The organism is Halorubrum laminariae, assembly GCF_024494655.1.
GTDB classification, from domain to species: domain Archaea; phylum Halobacteriota; class Halobacteria; order Halobacteriales; family Haloferacaceae; genus Halorubrum; species Halorubrum laminariae.
Map to the genome: position 1 here is coordinate 13874 of NZ_JANHDL010000012.1, position 19560 is coordinate 33433.

Annotated in this window: 20 protein-coding genes and 1 other RNA gene; 10 read left to right on the forward strand and 11 right to left on the reverse strand. The window is 64.7% G+C overall.

Features of this window, described 5'->3' with window-relative positions; genetic code table 11:
• Positions 1-948 precede the first annotated feature (948 nt).
• Positions 949-2742, forward strand: a complete 1794-nt coding sequence (locus NO887_RS15195) for a Cdc6/Cdc18 family protein (RefSeq protein WP_256419059.1) — start codon at positions 949-951, stop codon at positions 2740-2742.
• A 118-nt stretch (positions 2743-2860) separates the two neighbouring features.
• Here the strand turns inward: NO887_RS15195 and NO887_RS15200 are convergent, their stop codons facing one another.
• Positions 2861-3868 (reverse strand): S24/S26 family peptidase, encoded by a 1008-nt coding sequence (locus tag NO887_RS15200; protein WP_256419060.1) that lies wholly within the window; start codon positions 3866-3868, stop codon positions 2861-2863.
• A 93-nt stretch (positions 3869-3961) separates the two neighbouring features.
• Between NO887_RS15200 and NO887_RS15205 the strand changes: the two genes are divergently transcribed.
• The gene (locus NO887_RS15205; RefSeq protein WP_256419061.1) at positions 3962-5656 is read left to right on the forward strand and encodes a DNA-directed DNA polymerase II small subunit; all 1695 of its coding nucleotides are present in this window, start codon (positions 3962-3964) and stop codon (positions 5654-5656) included.
• Positions 5657-5855: 199 nt separating this feature from the next.
• Here the strand turns inward: NO887_RS15205 and NO887_RS15210 are convergent, their stop codons facing one another.
• The 5 genes from NO887_RS15210 to NO887_RS15230 form a co-directional block, all read right to left on the reverse strand.
• Positions 5856-6488, reverse strand: coding sequence for an IMPACT family protein (locus NO887_RS15210; RefSeq protein ID WP_256419062.1), 633 nt, complete (start codon positions 6486-6488; stop codon positions 5856-5858).
• Positions 6485-6931 (reverse strand): hypothetical protein, encoded by a 447-nt coding sequence (locus NO887_RS15215; RefSeq protein ID WP_256419063.1) that lies wholly within the window; start codon positions 6929-6931, stop codon positions 6485-6487. Before NO887_RS15215 ends, NO887_RS15210 begins: the two co-directional genes overlap by 4 nt.
• 4 nt (positions 6932-6935) lie before the next feature.
• The gene (gene pspAB, locus NO887_RS15220; RefSeq protein WP_256419064.1) at positions 6936-7541 is read right to left on the reverse strand and encodes a PspA-associated protein PspAB; all 606 of its coding nucleotides are present in this window, start codon (positions 7539-7541) and stop codon (positions 6936-6938) included.
• Positions 7542-7666: 125 nt separating this feature from the next.
• The gene (locus tag NO887_RS15225) at positions 7667-8581 is read right to left on the reverse strand and encodes an MBL fold metallo-hydrolase (protein ID WP_256419065.1); all 915 of its coding nucleotides are present in this window, start codon (positions 8579-8581) and stop codon (positions 7667-7669) included.
• Between the two features lie 181 nt (positions 8582-8762).
• Positions 8763-8930: a DUF5786 family protein gene (locus NO887_RS15230; protein ID WP_230455336.1), complete on the reverse strand. Its 168-nt coding sequence runs from the start codon at positions 8928-8930 to the stop codon at positions 8763-8765.
• Between the two features lie 172 nt (positions 8931-9102).
• Here NO887_RS15230 and NO887_RS15235 point away from each other — a divergent pair, with 172 nt between their 5' ends.
• Positions 9103-10152 carry a DUF5784 family protein gene (locus NO887_RS15235; protein ID WP_256419066.1) on the forward strand — a complete coding sequence of 350 codons (1050 nt, stop codon included), beginning with the start codon at positions 9103-9105 and terminating at the stop codon, positions 10150-10152.
• 54 nt (positions 10153-10206) lie between these two features.
• On the opposite strand, the gene NO887_RS15240 is transcribed toward NO887_RS15235, so the two are convergent.
• Positions 10207-10491, reverse strand: a complete 285-nt coding sequence (locus NO887_RS15240; RefSeq protein ID WP_137783251.1) for a DUF5789 family protein — start codon at positions 10489-10491, stop codon at positions 10207-10209.
• A gap of 165 nt (positions 10492-10656) precedes the next feature.
• On the opposite strand from NO887_RS15240, the gene NO887_RS15245 reads away from it, so the two are divergent.
• The 3 genes from NO887_RS15245 to hemB all read left to right on the forward strand — a co-directional run bounded on the left by NO887_RS15245 (position 10657) and on the right by hemB (position 12829).
• Positions 10657-11454, forward strand: a complete 798-nt coding sequence (locus tag NO887_RS15245) for a PHP domain-containing protein (protein ID WP_256419067.1) — start codon at positions 10657-10659, stop codon at positions 11452-11454.
• A gap of 111 nt (positions 11455-11565) precedes the next feature.
• The gene (locus tag NO887_RS15250; protein WP_199242194.1) at positions 11566-11730 is read left to right on the forward strand and encodes a DUF6757 family protein; all 165 of its coding nucleotides are present in this window, start codon (positions 11566-11568) and stop codon (positions 11728-11730) included.
• A 118-nt stretch (positions 11731-11848) separates the two neighbouring features.
• The gene (gene hemB, locus NO887_RS15255) at positions 11849-12829 is read left to right on the forward strand and encodes a porphobilinogen synthase (RefSeq protein ID WP_256419068.1); all 981 of its coding nucleotides are present in this window, start codon (positions 11849-11851) and stop codon (positions 12827-12829) included.
• Between the two features lie 361 nt (positions 12830-13190).
• Here hemB and NO887_RS15260 read toward each other — a convergent pair whose 3' ends face one another.
• Positions 13191-13433: a ferredoxin gene (locus NO887_RS15260; protein WP_256419136.1), complete on the reverse strand. Its 243-nt coding sequence runs from the start codon at positions 13431-13433 to the stop codon at positions 13191-13193.
• Positions 13434-13762: 329 nt separating this feature from the next.
• On the opposite strand from NO887_RS15260, the gene NO887_RS15265 reads away from it, so the two are divergent.
• A complete protein-coding gene (locus NO887_RS15265; RefSeq protein ID WP_256419069.1) occupies positions 13763-14017 on the forward strand; it encodes a DUF7967 family protein in 255 nt (84 codons plus the stop codon).
• 52 nt (positions 14018-14069) lie between these two features.
• Here the strand turns inward: NO887_RS15265 and rnpB are convergent.
• Positions 14070-14401: RNase P RNA component (gene rnpB, locus NO887_RS15270), an RNA gene on the reverse strand.
• Positions 14402-14537: 136 nt separating this feature from the next.
• Between rnpB and NO887_RS15275 the strand changes: the two genes are divergently transcribed.
• Positions 14538-15140 (forward strand): TIGR00296 family protein, encoded by a 603-nt coding sequence (locus NO887_RS15275; RefSeq protein WP_256419070.1) that lies wholly within the window; start codon positions 14538-14540, stop codon positions 15138-15140.
• Between the two features lie 29 nt (positions 15141-15169).
• Here NO887_RS15275 and NO887_RS15280 read toward each other — a convergent pair whose 3' ends face one another.
• Both NO887_RS15280 and NO887_RS15285 read right to left on the reverse strand, forming a co-directional pair.
• Positions 15170-16333 (reverse strand): nicotinate phosphoribosyltransferase, encoded by a 1164-nt coding sequence (locus NO887_RS15280; RefSeq protein ID WP_256419071.1) that lies wholly within the window; start codon positions 16331-16333, stop codon positions 15170-15172.
• 62 nt (positions 16334-16395) lie between these two features.
• Entirely contained in the window at positions 16396-18174 is a 1779-nt protein-coding gene (locus tag NO887_RS15285) for an Hvo_1808 family surface protein (protein WP_256419072.1), read from the reverse strand.
• A 75-nt stretch (positions 18175-18249) separates the two neighbouring features.
• Between NO887_RS15285 and NO887_RS15290 the strand changes: the two genes are divergently transcribed.
• Together NO887_RS15290 and NO887_RS15295 are read left to right on the forward strand one after the other, a co-directional pair.
• Entirely contained in the window at positions 18250-18825 is a 576-nt protein-coding gene (locus NO887_RS15290) for a cysteine hydrolase family protein (RefSeq protein ID WP_256419073.1), read from the forward strand.
• A 95-nt stretch (positions 18826-18920) separates the two neighbouring features.
• Positions 18921-19493 carry a hypothetical protein gene (locus NO887_RS15295; protein WP_256419074.1) on the forward strand — a complete coding sequence of 191 codons (573 nt, stop codon included), beginning with the start codon at positions 18921-18923 and terminating at the stop codon, positions 19491-19493.
• Positions 19494-19560 lie beyond the last annotated feature (67 nt).

Below are 19560 nucleotides of genomic sequence, written 5' to 3' on the forward strand. Positions count from 1 at the left end.
AGTGAGACGGTAGGCCGTTCTGCGATTTGTGGGACGTTCCACGATTCGCGGATTGTGTTCGCAGTCAACAGATTCTGTCGTCTGCAGATCGTATTATCTCTCCACCCCCACCCCCTTCATTTCGACTGGAAACACGGACAGGTGGGTGGGGTATGAGGCGGTTGGTTAATCTTGGTAACACATCGTCCTTGAATTATTAAGAATTCTCTTACAATATAATTATATAGAGCACTGAGGGTACTGTTGTACAATATATCATATAAATATTTCTGTTATAATATTCGAGTTTTGGACCCCCTCCCCTCTAATTCCTGTTCCACACGAAATGAAGGGGTGTGGGGGGTGCGAATAATACTGTTATTCTGTCTGTTATTCTGTCACAATACTGTTATTCTGTCACAATATACTATACTGCTAGCGGTTACGTCTTCCATCAGCAGATACGGAACCACGCCATCCGCGACTACTACTCACACGACTACGGAAATCGGCCTACTCCCTACGACCAACATCGCAGACTCACCGACTGGAAAAACCGGATCTGGTGTTCTCAGAAGTCTCGGCACACCCTTCTCAACGGACTGTCTCGAAAATACACAGGAACACCGGGAACACAGAACGACCGGCGACAGAACGGCCACAAGACAGGGCAGTTGAACTGGTAGGGGAACGGCGAACGTCGCTTCAGGAAGCCTCGAAGCTTGACCCCGGGATAGGTTCACGCTGTGAGTACTGCATTCCGGATCGAACTACCCGTCGATCGTGACGACTTGATCCCAGCGTTTCGGGTCTGGAGAGCAACACTTTTGTGCCATCTATTCGTCTGGTTCGACTGCATCAACTCGACGCATTGAACGATTGCAACCGTTGAATGTCACGGATTCAGGGCAGTACACGGTGTACTGTATCCGCGCGTGCGGATCTTCCACCTGAAACAGAGGGGTTCACATGGACGAAGGCGAACACACATCGCAGGCGGGTGAATCGGGAGAGGACAACCAGGCTAGCGAGGGTTCGTCTGGAGTTAACACAGACACCGATGTCGATGCCGATCCCGACACCGGTTCCGACCCTGACGGCGATACCGAACTTGACCCTGACGAATCGTCATCTCCGTCGTTATCGTCGAGTTCGTCATCCTCCTCGTCGACAGTCTCGTCGTCATCGTCGAATCCGGATTTTGAACCGGATCGCGATTCCACTCCGAGCGATTCCACACCCACCCCGGCTACTTCAAGCGATTCAACTGGCACCTCTCCCGATGCCACCGAAGCAAATGTCGATCTCGGTAGCAGCGGTAGGGACCGATCGTCTCCAGATGTTGACTTCGACGGCGTCGTCCTCGACGACGAATCGGATAATCAAGGGCTGTTCGACGATCTTCTTTCGGGTGAACCCATCTTCGAGAACAAAGAGGTCTTGCGTCCGTCGTACACCCCACACGAACTCCCCCACCGAAACGACCAGATAAACCGAATGGCGACGATTCTCGTCTCCGCCCTTCGCGGCGAGACCCCGTCCAACATCCTCATCTACGGCAAGACGGGAACCGGAAAGACCGCCTCCGCGAAGTTCGTCTCGCAGGAACTCGAATCGACATCACAGAAGTACGACGTACCATGTGAAGTCGAGTACATCAACTGCGAGGTAACCGACACCCAGTATCGCGTGCTCGCACAGCTCGCGAACACCTTCATCGAAAAGAACCAGCAGGTTATCGCCGACCGACTCGACCGCCTGCGAGACCTTCGTTCCGCGGCGGACGATGATCCCACAACGCTCTCGGACACGAAGTTTTCGACCGTTGACGACCTCGAAGCCCAAATCGCGGAGTTCGAGGCCGACGCCGAGGAGATGGAAGAGGTCCCGATGACCGGCTGGCCCACCGACCGCGTCTACTCCACGTTCTTCGAGGCTGTCGACTACCACGAGCGCGTCGTCGTGATCATGCTCGATGAGATCGACAAGCTCGTCGAGAAGAGCGGCGACGATACCCTGTATAACCTCTCGCGAATGAACTCCGAGCTCGATCGATCGCGGATCTCTATCATGGGCATTTCGAACGACCTGAAGTTCACCGATTTCCTCGATCCCAGAGTCAAATCGAGCCTCGGCGAAGAAGAGATAGTCTTCCCGCCGTACGACGCGAATCAGCTTCGGGACATCCTCCAGCACCGCGCTGACATCTCATTCAAACAGGACGCGCTCACTGACGACGTGATCCCCCTGTGTGCGGCCTTCGCCGCCCAAGAACACGGCGACGCCCGCCGCGCGCTCGATCTCCTTCGTACGGCCGGCGAACTCGCCGAGCGCTCACAGGCGGAGATCGTCGCCGAAACCCACGTCCGGAAGGCGCAGGACAAGATCGAACTTGACCGCGTCGTCGAGGTCGTCCGGACTCTCCCCACGCAGAGTAAGATCGTCTTGTTCGCGGTTATCCTTCTCGAAAAGAATGGGGTCCACAACATCAACACCGGCGAGGTGTTCAACATCTACAAGCGGCTGTGCGAAGAGATCGACGCCGACGTACTCACTCAACGCCGCGTCACCGACCTCATCAGCGAACTCGACATGTTGGGAATCGTCAACGCCGTCGTCGTCTCGAAGGGACGTTACGGCCGGACCAAGGAGATGGGTCTCTCAGTTCCAGTAGAAGAAACGGAGGCTGTCCTCCTTTCTGACTCCCGGCTTGGCGACATCGAGAACGCCCAACCGTTCGTTCAGGCCCGTTTCGACAACTGACTGCCACGGTCACGACACACTTATCCGATCGCTTTCAGACACGCCGTTTCTCCCACTCACAGTACACGCTTCTCGGGCACACTCCCGGAACACACGCCTCACGCACTCAATACACGCTTCACGCGCTTGCCCCGGCGACCGCGTCGATCGCGTCTGTCGGTTCCGCCTTGCCCGTTGCGACCAACCGAACGTACCCGAGGTACGGAATACGGACCCGAGCAACGCCGGTCACCCACTCCTGTTTGACCGGCTCCGAGAGTCCTCTCGCTTGGTCGTAGACGCCGTTGTTGTCCCCGAGCGTGATGTATCCGTCGTGAGGGGCGGGACAGTGTCGGAGGTCGGCACAGCTCTCGGCGCTGTGGTACTCGCTGTCAGCCCGATCGTACCAGTTTTCATCCGCCTCCACGTGAAACATCGCCCGGTGAATGATCGGCGACGCCGTCCGTCCCGGCGGCTGGTAGATCACGACGGAGCCGTACGATCCGAACGTCCGGTAGTCGATGCGCTCTCCGACATCGTAGGTCACGACCCCGATACCGTTATCTGCCCCGTCGGGTGCGAGTCGCCCCGGTTCCGTGACGAACACGAGATCACCGACTTCCATGTTCGGTTCCATGCTCCCGGACTCGACGGCGACCATCGGCGGCCACACGCCGCTGATCCCAAACAAGAGTAATCCGATCACGAGCACAATGGCGACGCTCGAAAGTATCTCTCGAATCCACATCAGCGCACCATCTCTGTCGTGTCGAAACCGGTACCACAGCCCGCGGTCCGCGTCGGATCCGGCTCTCTCCTCCCCGGGGGTTCGACCGGACATCTCGGTCGGATCGCTATCCTCCGGACGGCCTTCGTCGTCTCCGAGAGAGCGTTGTCCGACTGCGCTGGACTCACCGTCGCTACCGCTCGCACCGTCCCCGGACATGTCACTCATATCACCCCTCCCCGTGTCGCTTCCACCATCACTGCCGGTGTCGCTTCCACCATCACTGCCGGTGTCGCTTCCGGTATCGCTTTCCACGTCTCTCGCGTTACTCGCATTATCGCCCGCGTCGTTGTCGTCGCCCGCCAGATCGGTTCCGTCGGAGCGCCCCTCGTCCGATCGCGTCCGATCCCCTTCGTCCATTACTGTTTGGTTACGGGGTTTCGGTCATAAGCTTCCGGGTCCGACTCGATCGTTCCCGGAACCGTTTTGAGCCGTACTCCCCTTTCGATTCTCGTGCCGCTGGAGTCGAACGCCCGTATCGTCAAGGAGTTGGCTGCTCGGGGATACAACGCCGAACGCGAGGCAGTCACCCTGCTAGCAAACGAATCGGATCCAGCCGCTGCCATCGACGCTGCCGTCGACGTGGCTCCTGATAACGCCCTCCGAATCACCGCGGATCACGTCCGAACAATCGCCCGTGATCGCTCCCCCGATCCGACCGACGTGGGCAATCAGTCGTCTGCGCAGAACGACTCCGAATCCGCGAGAAACGACGTGTCGGCCGATCAATCTCCAGTCGAAATGGAGGGGTCGACCACTCACACGGATCGGGACGGAGAGCCTGCTCGGTCCTCACATTCGGGATCGGAGCAGCCGCCTGAGGCGGTATCATCCGACTCTTCACTGTCCGCGTCGACATCCGAGTCTTCAGTATCTCCCAACGAACCTCCAGCACCCCCTGACAAGCCCCCGTCATCCTCCGAGTCCGCTCGCGAGCTCGCCCAGCGCGAGATCTCGGTTGGAAACGACATGACTGGACGCAGCACCGGGACCGGCGAGTATGCAGACTTCGTTCGAACCTTCAGAGACCGCTACGAGCGGCTCTCGAAGCTGCTCCGCGGGCGCGTCAACCACCGACCGGCCGACGCCATCGCCGACATGCCCGGCGGGAGCGACGCCGCGATGATCGGCTTAGTCAACGACGTTCGGTCGACGAAATCCGGCCACTGGCTCGTCGAACTGGAGGACACGACGGGTACCTTCCCGGCGCTGATTATGAAAGACAAGGGCCTCGCCGATGTCGTCGACGAGATTCTGATGGACGAGTGTCTCGCGGTCGAGGGAACGCTCGCCGACGACGCCGGTATCCTGTTTGCCGACTCGCTCCACTTCCCCGACGTTCCCCGGACCCACCAGACCGGCGCGGCCGACCGTCACGTACAGGCCGCGCTCATCTCCGACGTTCACGTCGGCAGCGACGAGTTCATGGCCGATGCGTGGAGCCGGTTCACCGACTGGCTTCACACCCCCGAGGCGGAGCCCGTCGAGTATCTCCTCCTCGCCGGCGACATGGTCGAGGGAGTCGGCGTCTACCCGGACCAGGACGAGGAGCTGGAGATCGTCGACATCTACGACCAGTACGAGGCGTTCGCAGAGTACCTCAAGGAAGTCCCGGCCGACACGGAGATCGTGATGATTCCGGGCAACCACGACGCGGTCCGCCTCGCGGAGCCCCAGCCCGGATTCAACGACGAGATCCGCTCGATCATGGACGTTCACGACGCACAGATCGTCTCGAATCCCGCCACCGTTACCGTCGAGGGTGTCGACGTGTTGATGTACCACGGCGTATCGCTCGACGAGGTGATCGCGGAGTTGCCGGAAGCGAAGGCGAGCTATGACGAGCCGCACAAGGCGATGTATCAATTACTTAAGAAACGACACGTCGCTCCGCAGTTCGGCGGACACACCCGCGTCGCACCCGAAGAGCGAGACTACCTCGTCATCGACAACGTCCCGGACGTGTTCCACACCGGCCACGTCCACAAGCTCGGCTGGGGAAAGTACCACAACGTTCTCGCGGTCAACTCCGGCTGCTGGCAGGCACAGACCGATTTCCAGAAGTCTGTCAACATCGACCCTGACGCTGGATATGCGCCCATCCTCGATCTCGACACCCTCGATATGACGGTCCGGAAGTTCACCTAACCTTCTGACTGCCAGCTGTTCTATCCTGTCTCCGTCCATCCGATAATTCAAGTCGAATACCGTGGCCACCGTCTCGCGTGATCTGACGGTCGCCTGCGGTGCACTAGACGGGAGCGCGACGCACCACCGCAGAGAACTCCCCAGCGTCGCCTGTTCGCCCACCCTGACGACATCGTTGACGCTACCGTCGATACCGCCATTATCGGTCGATATCGACGCGACCGCTCGTCGCGTCGTTGAGTCGCTCGACCAGCTCCTCCACGTCATCGATCGGCACGCGAAGATCGAACCGAACGCGCTCGTCGTAGTCGGCGTCGAACTCGACGCCCGCCGACTCGATCACGCCGCGGACGGTTCCGGAGTCGTCGTACTCGGTGCCGACACGCAGGCGTCGATGCGGCCGATCCTCGACGACGCCCGCCGCGTCGACGCCGTCTTTCACCGCACGTGAGTACGCGCGTGCGAGCCCGCCGACCCCGAGGTTCGGCCCGCCGTGGTACCGCGTCACCACCGCGACGACGTTCCGGATATCCTGCTGTTGGAGCACGTTGAGCGCCGGCTTTCCGGCCGAACCGCTCGGCTCCCCGTCGTCGTCGGCGTACTCCCGAAGCAGCACCTCTCCGCCGAGCCGCCGTTCCGTCACCTCCTCGGCCGGGACCCGGTACGCCGGAACGTTGTGTGTCGCATCGTCGTACTCGGCTCTGACCCGTTCGATGAACGACTCGGCGGCCTCTACGGTGTCGACCGGAGCGACGTGCCCGAGGAACTCCGATCCCCGGACCTCGTACGTGGCCGTCGCGGTCGTCTCGACGGTGAGGTACGTCTTACTCACTCGCCTTCGCCCCCTGTCCGCCGCTCGCTGACCACGACGCTGGTCGGCGGCGCGAGTCGGTACAGCGCGACGAACGCGACGAGGCCGATCACCTCGGCGCTCACCGCGACGATCGCCAGCGGATCGGTCGCGATCGACGACGCCGTCGCGGCCCCGTGCCAGCCGACGTAGCCGACGACGAACGCCGAGAGCGTTCCGGCTCCGAGGGCATACAACCGACGGTACTCGTCCGCCCGGAGCGTCGCGACCGCAACGATGACGGTGAACGCACCACCGAGCAGGAACGCGTACGGCCGAACGTCTCCTGCATCGGGGAGGCGCGGCCACGCCCAGAGGACGTGAATCGCCGCGGTGATGACCGCGGCCTGCACCGCGACGGCTCGAACAAGCCGCTTGGTCGGCACATTACGGCCGGCGTTTCCGGCTCCGCTGACACCGCTCATCTGCTTACTCCCACGGATGTGATCTCGGCTCGTCGGGCCACAGCGGATACCAGTACGACTCGTCGTCTTCGAGCCCGAGTTCGCCGTCGAGCACGGATTGGAGCTTGAACTCGACGCGTTGGTTCCGGTCGTTCGCTCCGGCGGGAGCAAACGGGTAGTACGCCCCGCGCCGGAAAGAGTAGACCCAGTAGGCCCGCCCGTCGTCCCTCTCGAAACCGAAGACTGCGGCGAGCAGCCGCGACCCGAACCCCTCTTCGATGAACTGGTCGGCGGCGAAGTGAACGCTCGTCACGAGATCCTCCGGATCATCGTCTTCGAGCACGAACCACTCGTAGCCGTGACTGTCCTCGTAGCGGTGGAACCCGGTCCCGGTGTCGATCTCGCCGGCTTCGAGGATCGCCTCGACCGTCTCGACGGCGTCGTCGAAGCGGGTACTGTCGACGCCGGAGAAACACAGCGCCGCCTCGCCGCAGTGGTCGTAGCCGAGGTCGGCCTCCATCGTCATGTACGCGGTCGACATCCCGAAGAGATCATCGGGATCGGCCTCTCGCGTCGCGTCCGCCTCCGCGCTCGTCCCGAGCACGGCCCGGATCGTATCGAAGATACCCATCTATCTCGGCGTGTAGGTGACCGAGGGTTTAGGACGTTTCCGTCGCCGTCGGCCTGCAGCGTCGGTCGCCGTCGTCTCTATCGGCGTCGATCCCCTCCCGGTATCACCGTCTCGCTCCGTTTCGATCACTCCTCTCCCTCAACATAATCGAGGTACGCGAGGACACCGCGTGTGTTCAGGCTCGCGTTTGCCCGCGCGCGTTCCGGGTTCCAGTAGTCAATATCCCGACTCGCAGCCTCGAAGTGGTCGACGACGGTATCGTCGTCGCCTAACTCCTCGCGTTTCGCCCGGACGGCCTCGACCCACTCCACGAACGCGCGCTTGGCTTCGCCGGCCAGCACCGGTTCGTACTCACGGGGGCCGAAGTGACCGAAACAGATGTACTCGGGATCGAGGTCGTCGATCGTCTGGATATCGTCGAGACACTGATTAAGATCGAACTGCGGCGGCGGGCTCGTCGCGACGATTTCATCGACTTCCGGGACGTAGATCCCGCCGGCGTCGGCCGCGAAGACGACTCCCGCGTCCGGGTTGTGGTACACCGCGTGGTGGGGTGCGTGGCCGGGTGCCTCGTGAACGACCAGCTCCCGATCACCGAGGTCGATTCGGTCTCCGTCGGCGAGCCCCGAGATCCGATCTTCCGGGACCGGGGCGGGATCGTCGTAATACTTCCACTGGTCTTCGACCGCGGCTTTCGTCCCCTCGACGAGCGCCTCCGGATCGACGAGGTGCCTGACGCCCTTCTCGGGAATGACGACCTCGGCGTTTGGATAGCGCTCGGCGAGATGGCCCGCTCCCCCTGCATGATCGAGGTGCGCGTGGGTCGCGAGTATCCACTCGAGGTCCTCCCGCCCGATCCCTATCTCCTCGATGGTCTTGAACAGCGTCTCTCGATTCCCGCCGGTTCCGGTATCGACGACGATCGGTCTCTCCGTGTCGTACACGTACACCGCGCCGTACTCTTCCGTGTCGAACATCCCGGTGTCGTGGACGTACAGATCCTCGACCCCACGGACCGGTTCGAACGCTCCAGCGTGCATGCTGCAAGCACCGCTCTGGGACCTCTTTTAGCAATCGGTCTCCGTCGCCGAGCGTTCGATCGGGGCGATCATCCTGTCGTGATTCCCATCGACGACCCCGCTAGTGTGCCTCTATCGTCGTGAGAGGTCGAACGCCGCGTGGCCGCGACGGTGACCAAACTGAAAAATGCCGCTCACTCGGTCACGCGCCGTTCAACTCTTGGAACTTGTCGAGGAGTGCCTCCGCAGAGTCGCCGGAGTCGTACGTGAGCGATCCGGAATACTCCGGGCGCTCGGCGTCGAAATCGGCGTCGACTTCACTGGTCTTCTTCTCACGACGCTCGTGTTCGGCCTCGTCATAGGCACCCATTGACATGGTACAACCTCACTTGGAAGCTACTCATTATATATGTATCGGTGAAGTATGTAATTCCTGAAACGAACGATGACACGGATCCCCCGACAGAATCGATCGCTGAACGCGGCGCACGAGCGCCACATCTCACCGGAACGAATTAAGCGCAGGATGCGGTACATCTGTCGTGGCACAACCGATCCGATTCAGACGCGCTCCGGGCCGCTGGGACGCGGACCGCGTTCGCTCGACGATCGAACGGCCGCTCGACGAGAACCTCGGAGCGACCGCCGGGAGCCCGTGGTTCGGTTCGCCTCCGGGATACGACGCCCGCCGGTTCGACATGGACGACGGTTCATTCGCGCTGTTCTGTTGGACCGACGACGACGGCGACCCCCCGCCCGGCGTCGGCGGCGGACCGGTCGGCTACTGGATCGGTAACACCGAGACGCCGAGCGAACTCTGGCGCACAGACAAGTACGGCTTCGATGCGGTTCCGTATCCCGTCTCTCGGTGGACCCAGCGCGAACTCCTCGCGGCGCTTCACGACGATGAGCCGTGGCTCGCGGCGTATCCCCACGTCTCGTGGTATTTCCTGCCGGTGTTCTGTTCGAAGGACGGTGCCGAGACGACGCGCGCGTTCTTTCGCGACCACGCCGCCGGGTTCCCGGACGCGACCCGCGAGGAGGCCACCGGATTCGTCGAGCGCGCCCTCCGCCCGGGAACGCTCGATCCGTATCGCGAGACAATGGCCGGAAAGCTCGGAACCTCGGTCTCGTCCGACATCGTGCGGATGAGCGCCGCGATCGCCGAGTTCACCGCCGCGTGGATCCTCGCCGATTCCGGCTACAGGGTCACGCCCGAAATCGAGGTGACGACGGGCCACTCCCTCGATTTCCGGGCGACGGATCCGGACACCGGAAGCGCCTCGCTCGTCGAGGTGACGCGTCCGCAGCCCGTGTCGGCCCGATCGGCGAGCGATCCGGTCACGGCGATCCGCGACACCGCGGAGACGAAGACGAGCGGCCAGCTGGAGGCTCACGGCGGCGGCGTCACGCTCCTCGTCGACTGCTCGTCGTTTCCTACCTCCGAGTGGGCGCGGATCCGCGAGTCGCGGCCGGCCGTCCGCCACAAGCCCGTGATCGTGCTTCGTGCCCGTCCCGACGGCCACGTCGAGGGATACCGCAAGGGATCGGTGCCGATCGACCTCTCTCCGGCGATCGAGTGGCTGTCGTAGCGGTCGCTGGCGGCGTACGGCTACCATCAACAAACGAAACAGCGGCTCGCCGGGTCAGAACGAGACCGGCGAGGGGCCGTCCTCGGCGTCGGTCGTCGGGTCGCGGTCCGAGTAGAACCGCCGACCGATCCCGCGGTGGCAGACGCCGGCGCGGAGCGTCGTAAACACGTCCTCCGCGTCGTCGAACGTCTGCTCACCGAATCGCTCCAGCACGTCTCCGAGACGCTCGGAGCCGTCGGCGAGCTCTACGGTCGCGTTGCCGTGGGCCGCGATCAGTTCTTCCGAGGTCGTCGGATATTGGTGCCGTTCGAGTCGGTCGTCGACGCCGTTCAAGCGCATCAACTACTGCGAGCCGCCGATGGTCCTTAATGATTGTCCATGTATGACCTTAGTTCGGTGAGTGCAATTATAGTTCCTTATATTGGTGTCTGTTACCGCAGTTCGGTTGCTGTGCTAGCGTGGTACAATCGCCGTCGATTAGTGTACTGCATTCGGATCCAGACCATGGACACGGACCGGCTGGTCGCGGATCTCCACGCGCACACGACCCTCTCCGACGGGACGATGACCGTGGCTGAACTCGCCGCGACGGCTCGCGAGGCCGGGATTGACTGGGTGGCGGTCACCGACCACGACCGGATCCACCCAGAACTCGCCGCTCCCGTCGTCGAACGCGACGGGGTCAAAATCGTCCGCGGTATCGAACTGCGCGTCGACGCGGGCGTCGAGCGCATCGATCTGCTCGGCTACGGGGTCGAGCACACTCCGGCGCTCGACGCGGAGATCGAACGGCTCCAAGCCGACCGACAGCGACGTGGAGCCGCGATCTGTGATGCGGTCGAAGACCGACTTGGAATCGATCTCGACCTCGAACCGCATCCCGGGCTCGGCCGCCCGCACATCGCGCGCGCCATCGACGAGTCGGCCGCGCCGTACGACTACGCCGCGGCCTTCGACGAACTGATCGGCGAGGACGGCCCCTGCTACGTCGCCCGCGAGGTGACGGACCTCGAACGCGGCGTCGACCTCCTGTCCGCGGCCTCGGCCCTCGTCGGACTCGCACACCCCTTCCGCTACGACGCTGTCGACGCGGCGCTCGATATCGCCCGCAAGTTGGACGCAGTCGAGCGGTTCTATCCGTACGGCCGCGCTGTCAACGATGGTCGCATCGAGCGGGTCGCCGCCGAGTCCGACCTCCTCTTGACTGGCGGGAGCGACGCGCACGAGCGGACGCTCGGCGAGGCGGGATTGACCGCCGAGGCGTTCTCTCCGGTCAGAGACCGCCTCCCAGATCCGGTGTGACCGATGTGCGGCGTGACCGACGCCCGGTCTCCGGACGCGGACCGCCGCGCGGTCGCCGAACCCTCCCGATCCACGAACAGGGTTAAGCCCCACGCCGATAGAGTGGACGGTATGCGGTGTCACTACTGTGAACGAGAGGCCACCTACGAGGCCGAACAGAGCGGCGTGGTCGTCGGCCTCTGTGAGGAGCACTTCAAAGAGCGCGTCGAAGAGCTCGCGGAGTCCGACGAGCTCGCCTCGCTCCGCGACCGGATCGACATCGAATCACAGGAGTAGTCCCGTCTCACGTCCCTTCGCTGATTCGTTTTTCACGCCCCGACTTGTCGCTCTTTCTCTCTCTCGCGCGCTCGCCGCGGACGGAGCATAAAAGACCGACCGGAGCCAACCTCCAGCCATGCACCCGACTAACCGGCCGCGGCGACTCCGGACCGACGGCGTCCGTCCGCTCGTCAGCGAGACCTCGCTGTCGGCCGCGGACCTCGTCGCTCCCGTGTTCGTCGACGCGACGACCGACGAGCGCGTGCCGATCGAGACGATGCCCGGCCACGAGCGCGTCCCGGTAGACGAGGCCGTCGACCGCGTCGAGGAGATCTGCGAGACCGGCGTCGAGGCCGTGATCCTCTTCGGGATCCCGGAGTCGAAGGACGCGTCGGGGAGCCGCGCGTACGCCGACGACGGGGCCGTCCAGCGCGCGATTCGGCGTATCGACGCCGAGACGGACGCGTACGTGATCGGCGATGTCTGCCTCTGTGAGTACACGGACCACGGCCACTGTGGCGTGATCGAGGAGACTGCGGAGACGGACCCGACGCTCACGGTGAAAAACGATGAGACGCTCGATCTGCTCGCGAAGACCGCGGTGTCGCAGGCGGACGCGGGCGCGGACATGGTCGCGCCCTCGGCGATGACCGACGGGCAGGTCCGCGCGATCCGCGAGGCGCTCGACGCGGCGGGCCACGAGTCGGTGGCGCTCATGAGCTACGCGGTCAAGTACGAGTCCGCCTTCTACGGCCCGTTCCGCGACGCCGCCGACGGCGCGCCCGCGTTCGGCGACCGCCGCCACTACCAGATGGACCCCGCGAACCGCCGCGAGGCGATCCGCGAGGCCCGGATCGACGCCGAGGAAGGGGCGGACGTGCTCATGGTGAAGCCGGGTCTGCCGTACCTCGACATCGTCGGCGACCTCCGGCGCGAGTTCGACCACCCGATCGCCGCGTACAACGTTTCCGGCGAGTACGCGATGATCCACGCGGCCGCAGAGAAGGGCTGGCTCGACCTAGAAGAAACTGCCCACGAGTCGCTGCTCTCGATCAAGCGCGCCGGCGCGGACCTCATCGTGACGTACTTCGCCGAGGATCTGGCCGAGCGCTTATAAACGGCAGCGGGTGGAGACTGACGCTCTTGTGACCCAATCACCTCGGCGCGCCGGTGAGCGGTCGCCCGTGGCGACCGCGAACCGCCCGCGAGGGAGCCGGACCGGTGCTCGTGAGCACCGGTCCGCGAGGCTGGGGAGGCGTGAGGCTGTGGTTGCGGTCGGGTGGGACTCAAAGGGGCAGCCGCGAGGGCGAAGCACGGCGACGGAAGCACCGCAGCGAAGGAGCGCCAGCGACTGAGCGAGGAGCGCACCGAGCCGCGCGAGCCGTCGCGGCTGGGGCTTTGGAGCTGTTCGTCGTGGTGGTGTCGGTCACGTATCGCCGAGCGGCTGGGGGTTGAGGGGGAGTCACCCCTTAGTCCTATCACACCACCTGCTCGCCGTCGTCGTCGTACACCTCGATGGCGTCGACCGGGCAGACGCGCGCCGCGAACTTCGCGTCGAACTCCTCGTCGTCGGGCACGTCGACGACGAACACGTCCTCGTCCTCCTCGGTGCTCCCCCGCAGATCGGCTTTCCCGTCGTTCAGGTTCTTCTCGAAGGCGTCCCACTCGGCGACGCACTGATACATCCCGACGCAGGTGTCGCGGTCGAACTCGACATGCATGCCACCCGCTTCGGCGAGGCGGTACAAAGCGATGGCGACGACGACCGCGCGGTCAGTCATAACCTCTCGAACGGTGCGATCACTCGACGCGATCACCGCCGAAGCCGCCCCTTCGTGTCCCGCCCTGCACTGCCCCCCAGCCTCAGGCCTCCCCAGCCTCGCGGTTCGCGCTCTTCCGAGCGCTCACCACGCCCCTCGCGCGGCGCTGCTTCGCGGTCGCCGGGAGCGACCGCTCGCAGGCGCGCGCCGACCGAGTTCGGCTGTGGTGACTTGTCGTCGCGCTCGCGCCGACCGTCCTTTTTAAGCGTCGGAGGGACCGACACTCGCGCATGACCACGGTCTGGCTCGTCGACCGCCAGTTCGACTCGAAGGGACTCGTCCGGCTCACCTACGCCACGGAGGACGGCGAGCGGATGCACACGAAGGAACTGGCCGAACAGCGACTCGTCACGGGCAACGGGATCACGGCCGGTCGCGAGGTCGACGAGAGCGCGCTCGGCGAGAGTCCGCCCGACGATCGAGAGCGGTTCGCCGCGGAGGCGTCGCGGATGGCCGACGAACGCGACCCCGACGACGTTGTGTGATACCTCTCGTCGGTGTCGACGCTCTCCGGCCGCACCGCTCGGCGCGTGAGCGGACTGAGGGGAGTAAGCCCCCTTCGGTTCGTCCCGACATTCGGCTGAGCGTCCGCGCCGTGGCCGGACTACCTTGAGGCGCGGACTTGCACCGGCGAGGATTCGCCGTTCCATCCGTTCCCGCCCGTCGCGCGTGGCGAAGCCACGCCGCCCTCTCCGGGTTAACTCCCTTCCCTTGCGGGTCGGTTCGCACAGATCATCGGTCGGGGCGGGGGGTATCGTTGCTGTTCCAGAGCCAGCCGTCTCCGACTCCGGGCGTGTGCCCGGTCGCCTGTCCGGCCGGTGGGGGGACTTTCCTCATGCCGGAGGCACGGGAGTCGGGCTCCCTCTGTCCGGGTTCTGATTCTTGCCGACCGCGAATAAGCGGTTCGGTCGCCGTCGTTCGCCGGGCGCGCATCCCGTGCGAGCGGAAGTGAGACATCGGCTGATAAGGGAAGCGTTCAAGTCGTCAGGAACGTAATAGACTCTCATGTCCGAGGCTCAGACCGTTCAGCTGTCGTACGACGACGGTGCACGAGCGGTCGAACTCGCGCGGGAGGCGGTCGAGTCGTTCGTCCGACACGGACAACGAGAACAACCGGGCAGTATGCGCGAAGCGTTCTACGCCCGAACTGGCGCGTTCGTCAGGCTCGAATCCACGCGCGGTCGCGGCCGGCTCCGGGGGTGTGCCGGCGCGTGGGAGACCTCCGACCAGCTCGGTCACGCGATCGTCGAGGCCGCGATCAAGGCCGCCTCCGACGACTCCTGCGGCTCCGAGGTCGAACCCAAAGAGCTCGATAACCTCACTGTCTCCGTGTTCGTCGTCTCGAACACGGTACTCACGAACGACCCGCTCGCCGACCTCGAGATCGGTACCCACGGCGTCGCCGTCGACGGCGGCAACGTCCACGGTTGGCTGTATCCGACAGTACCTGTCGAGAACGACTGGTCGGGTGCCGAGTTCCTCTCACGGGCCTGCCGGAAGGCGAAGCTCTCGCCGACCGCGTGGGAGGACGACGAAACGATGGTGACGCTCATCGAGGGACAGGTGTTCCGAGAGCGTCCCGACGGCGGAGCCGTCGAGGAGTTGTAACCGACCGATCGACACTCGGGTTTTCTACTTCACTCTCGTCCGTAGCCGACCGTTTCCGCGTCTGCGAGCGCACGCTCTGTCGCAGCGTCGAGGTCAAATGCTTCGTCGTCGACGCGCTCGCCGTCGCGGATCACCGGTTCCATGAGCGACTCGGCGTCCGCTGGCCCCGAACGCTCCGCGAGCCCAACCGCGTGTGCGCCGTCGGCAGTGCGGTACACGTCTTTTGCGCCGGAGAGCTTCCCGCGTTTCGCGGCAGGTTCGCCGTCGACGGCGACGATGTCGAGCGCGAAATCCACCGGATCCGCGTTCGAGACGTAGCCGCCGACGCCGAACCCGTCGACCACGTCGCGGAGGTCGCGAAGGTCGGCGGGACCGAGCCCGCCGGAGACGTATACGTCGACTTCCTCGTGGCCGCGCGCGTCCAGCTCCCACTGCACCTCTCGGACGATGTGTCTAAAGTCGCCGCGCCGCGACCCGGTTGTGTCGAGCCGAACGCCGTCGAGTCGGTCGCCGAGCGTCTCGACCGCGCGAAGGACCTCGTCGACCTCGTCGGAATAGGTGTCACAGAGCGCGATCCGCGAGACCGACTCGTCGACGCCCTCGTCGAAGGCCCGCCACGCCGCCTCCTGTTCGCCGCGGCCGAAACAGATGGCGAGCGCGTGCGGCATCGTCCCGGACGCCTCCCGGCCGATCAGGTCGCCGGCGGCGACGTGTGAAAACCCGTCGAGCCCGCCGACGAGCGCGGAGCGTTCGACGACTGCGGCCATCGACGGGTGGACGTGTCGCGCCCCGAACGAGAGCACCTGCGCGTCCGGTGCGGCGACTCGGCAGTCGAGCGCGGCGGTCGCGATGCCGGACGCGTGCGAGAGGAAACCGAGTAGCGACGTTTCGAGGCGGCCGAACTCGAGATACGGTCCCTCGATCCGCATCACCGGACCGCCGTCGAACAAGTGTCCTTCGGGGATCGCGTCGACGTCAATGCCACGGCCGGCGAGCAGCGCGACGGCGTCTTTCAGTCCCGCGACCACCTCGAAGTCGCCGTCGGGGAACTGGTCTGCGGTCACCTCGGCGACGACCCGCGGGTTCCGTCCCGCCCGACGCAGGGCCGTCTCAGTTCGATCGAAGTACGCGTCCGTCGCGCGGCCGTCGCGGATCGCGGTCGCGTCGACGATATCGAACTCGGAGTCGGTCATACCGGGGATAGAACCGCCGGGGAGGAAAAGCCATCCGAGTCGCGCGGGCCCGCCCCGGTCGCTCACCGCCGTCGACGCGCGAGGACGGCGACCGCCGCGATCACCGCGGTGAGAGCGGCGATGACGCCGAACCCGGGCGTCTCCTCGGCCGTGTCTGACCCGCCGGACTCGTCCGGGTCGCTCTCGCCCGCGCCGTCACCGCTCTCCGAGTCGGGAGCGCTTCCGTCGGTGGCGTCGCCCCCGTCGAAGTCGCTCTCGCTTCCGGAGCCGTCGGTGGCGTCGCCGTCGGCGTCACCCGTGGGGAGGTCGAGGCTGATTCCCGGTCGGAGTTCAAGTACGCTGGCAGGCTCCGGGGCGTGCGTGATCGTCACCGTTGTCCCGTCTCGCTGGACTCCGTACGCGCCGGGGAAATTGCCGTCGTCGATCTCATACACCGTTCCGGCCTCGTACGGTTCGTCGCTTCGGGCGGTCAACATCCGACGATACGCTCGCTGGAACTGTGCTGCGTCTCCTTCCGTCTGCCACTCGGTCACCCACACGTAGCCGTCGTGCGTCTCGGTGCCATCGTCGTTCCGGTAGGGGTACAGCTCGTCGCCGGCCCATCCAGCAGTCACCTCGTGCGCGTAGTTGTAGTTGGCGCGGGTCCGGAGCTGCTCTTCTGTTTCGAGGTGAATCTGGAAGTTCTCTCGGGGCGTTTTCGTCGGATCTAGTACCGCGTATCGGTACTCTCCCGGAGAGTTAACGGGATAGCTCTGGTACCAGAACATGATGAACATCGACCCCTCGCCGGCGGTCTCCGCGCCGTCGACGCCCTGATGGGGATACGTCTCCCACCCGTTGATCGCCGTGTCCTCGAAGTCGACCTCGCGGGTCTCGTATCCCGGTTCCTCATGAATGACCTCGGCGGTCGAGTTCGGTGGATTCGTCATCGTCTCGTTGACGGCCGGCCACCCCTCCGACTCCACGAGCGACTCGACGTAGAACGCTCCCTCGGCGTACGGCTGGAGGATGGTCTGTAGAATGCCGAAGTTGTACTCGCTTGCGGACCCGCCGCCACCGCCGCCCGACGGGGCGTCGATACAGGTCCAGTTGTCGGCACAGCGCGCGGCGTACCGCTCTTCGATGTGGACCGCTTCGCCCTCGACGATGCCGTCGACCGCGAGGTCGGCGTCCTGCGTGGTCCCGACGTAGCGGGGGCGCGTGAGGTCGTGATACTGGTCTTGCATCCCGTGGACGAGCTCGTGTGCGAGTGTCGACGGGTCGATCTGTACGTCTTCGCCCTCGGGCACGACGAGGACGATCCGGTCCGCCGAGGGAGAGTAGAAGCCGGAGACCGCACCGCCGAACACGGTGTCTATCTCCTCAGCGGCGGTCGCGTCCTCGCCGACGACGAACAGCGCCTCCCACACTTGGTCGTTCCAGCGCTGGTACGCCTCGGCCGATCCGTTCTCGCCGTCGGCCCCGCCGCCTCCCGCTGACCCGTTCGTGAACTCCGAGCGCGTGACGGTCTGTACGGGTACGTCCGCGCGGAAGGGCCGCTCGCGGATGTGTTCGACTCGGGCCATCGTCAGATCGGTCAGCGCTTCGAGTTCCCCCTCTGAGAGCCCGTCGTCTTGATCGAAGGACAGTTCGTCTTCGTAGTGGGTCCCGTTCCAGCAGCCGACCAGTTCGGTGCTGTCCCCCGTGTCACACGCCGCAGATGTCGCACTCGACGCGACCGCAGCGCCCTCCGGCGTCTCGGGCGCGACTCTCGGTGAATCAGCCGCACCGACGCCGCCGATACCGACCGTGAGGAGGGCGAGCGCGGCGAGGACGAACGAGAGGGTGTGAACCCATCGCATATGGCCGATTACAGCCCACCGGATAAGTAGTTTGTCGGTCCGGTTTTTTTGTCCCGCGGAGCATAAGCCTCGCTCATGCCGTACGACCCGGCCACGACTGCGGTGATCGTCGTCGACATGCAGAACGGCTTCTGTCACCCTGACGGGAGCCTCCACGCGGAGCCGAGTGAGGCGGCGATCGAGCCCGTCTCGTCGCTCGTCGAGCGCGCGAGAGACGCCGGCGCGAGCATCGTGTACACCCGCGACGTGCACCCGCCAGAACAGTTCGTCGACGCGCACTACTACGACGAGTTCGACCGGTGGGGCGAACACGTCGTCGAGGGTTCGTGGGACGCCGAACTCGTCACCGATCTCGACGTGTGCGACGACGATCACGTCGTCGAGAAACACACGTACGACGCCTTCTACCAGACTGATCTTGAGGGATATCTCGACGCGCACGGCATCGACGACCTCCTGATCTGCGGGACGCTCGCGAACGTCTGTGTGCTCCACACCGCCGGCAGCGCCGGCCTCCGCGACTACCGCCCCGTCGTTGTCACGGACGCACTCGGGTACATCACCGAGGACCACCGCGACTACGCCGTCGACCACGCCGACTGGCTGTTCGGCGAGACGACGACGCGAGACAACGTGGCGCTCGACGAGTAAGGCATCCCAACGGCGGTGAGTCACGCCCCTCGATCGATTATCACCTGCGCGAATCGGCGTGAAACCCTTTTGACCGCCGACGGGGACCCTCGGGCATGGAACTCAGTCGACGCGGCGTGCTCGGCGGGGTCGGGTCGGCGTTCGCGATCGGCGCGATCGGTTTCGCCGGAGCCGCCACCGTCACCGACGACGGAAACGGCGCGACCGACGGCGGGAGCGGACCGGATCTCGGACCCGGCAGCGACGGGGTGGAAACCGGCGGAACCGACAGAAACGATGAGGCCGGCTCCGTCCCCGCTGACGCGTCCGCGCCGTTCGAAGCCGCGCTGCTCGCCGACGGCGACGAAGCCGGAACCCTATTCGACGCGGCCGATCTCGCGCGTGTGCAGGGCGTGATCTCGGAGGAGCGCGAGCACCTCGTGTACGTCGCTCTCTCCGACGCCGGTATCGGATCGGTGCAGGAGCGACTCGCCGACGCGGGTGCGACCGACGACCCGAACCGGTTCGTCGTCTCGATGACGCTCGACGGGGCCGAGGTGCGACGGGTTGAACTGGACGAGGCCCGCGTCGCGGCGCTCACGGACGACGAGTGGGGAGGTATCCTGACGCTCCCGTTCGGCCAAGAATCGGTGGCGACCGAGGTGTACGAATCGCTGGCAGGTGAGTGATCTGAGGGAGACTGATGAGCGCGGCCGCGTTCACACGGCCGATCGCCCGGGCCCGAAAACACGTGCG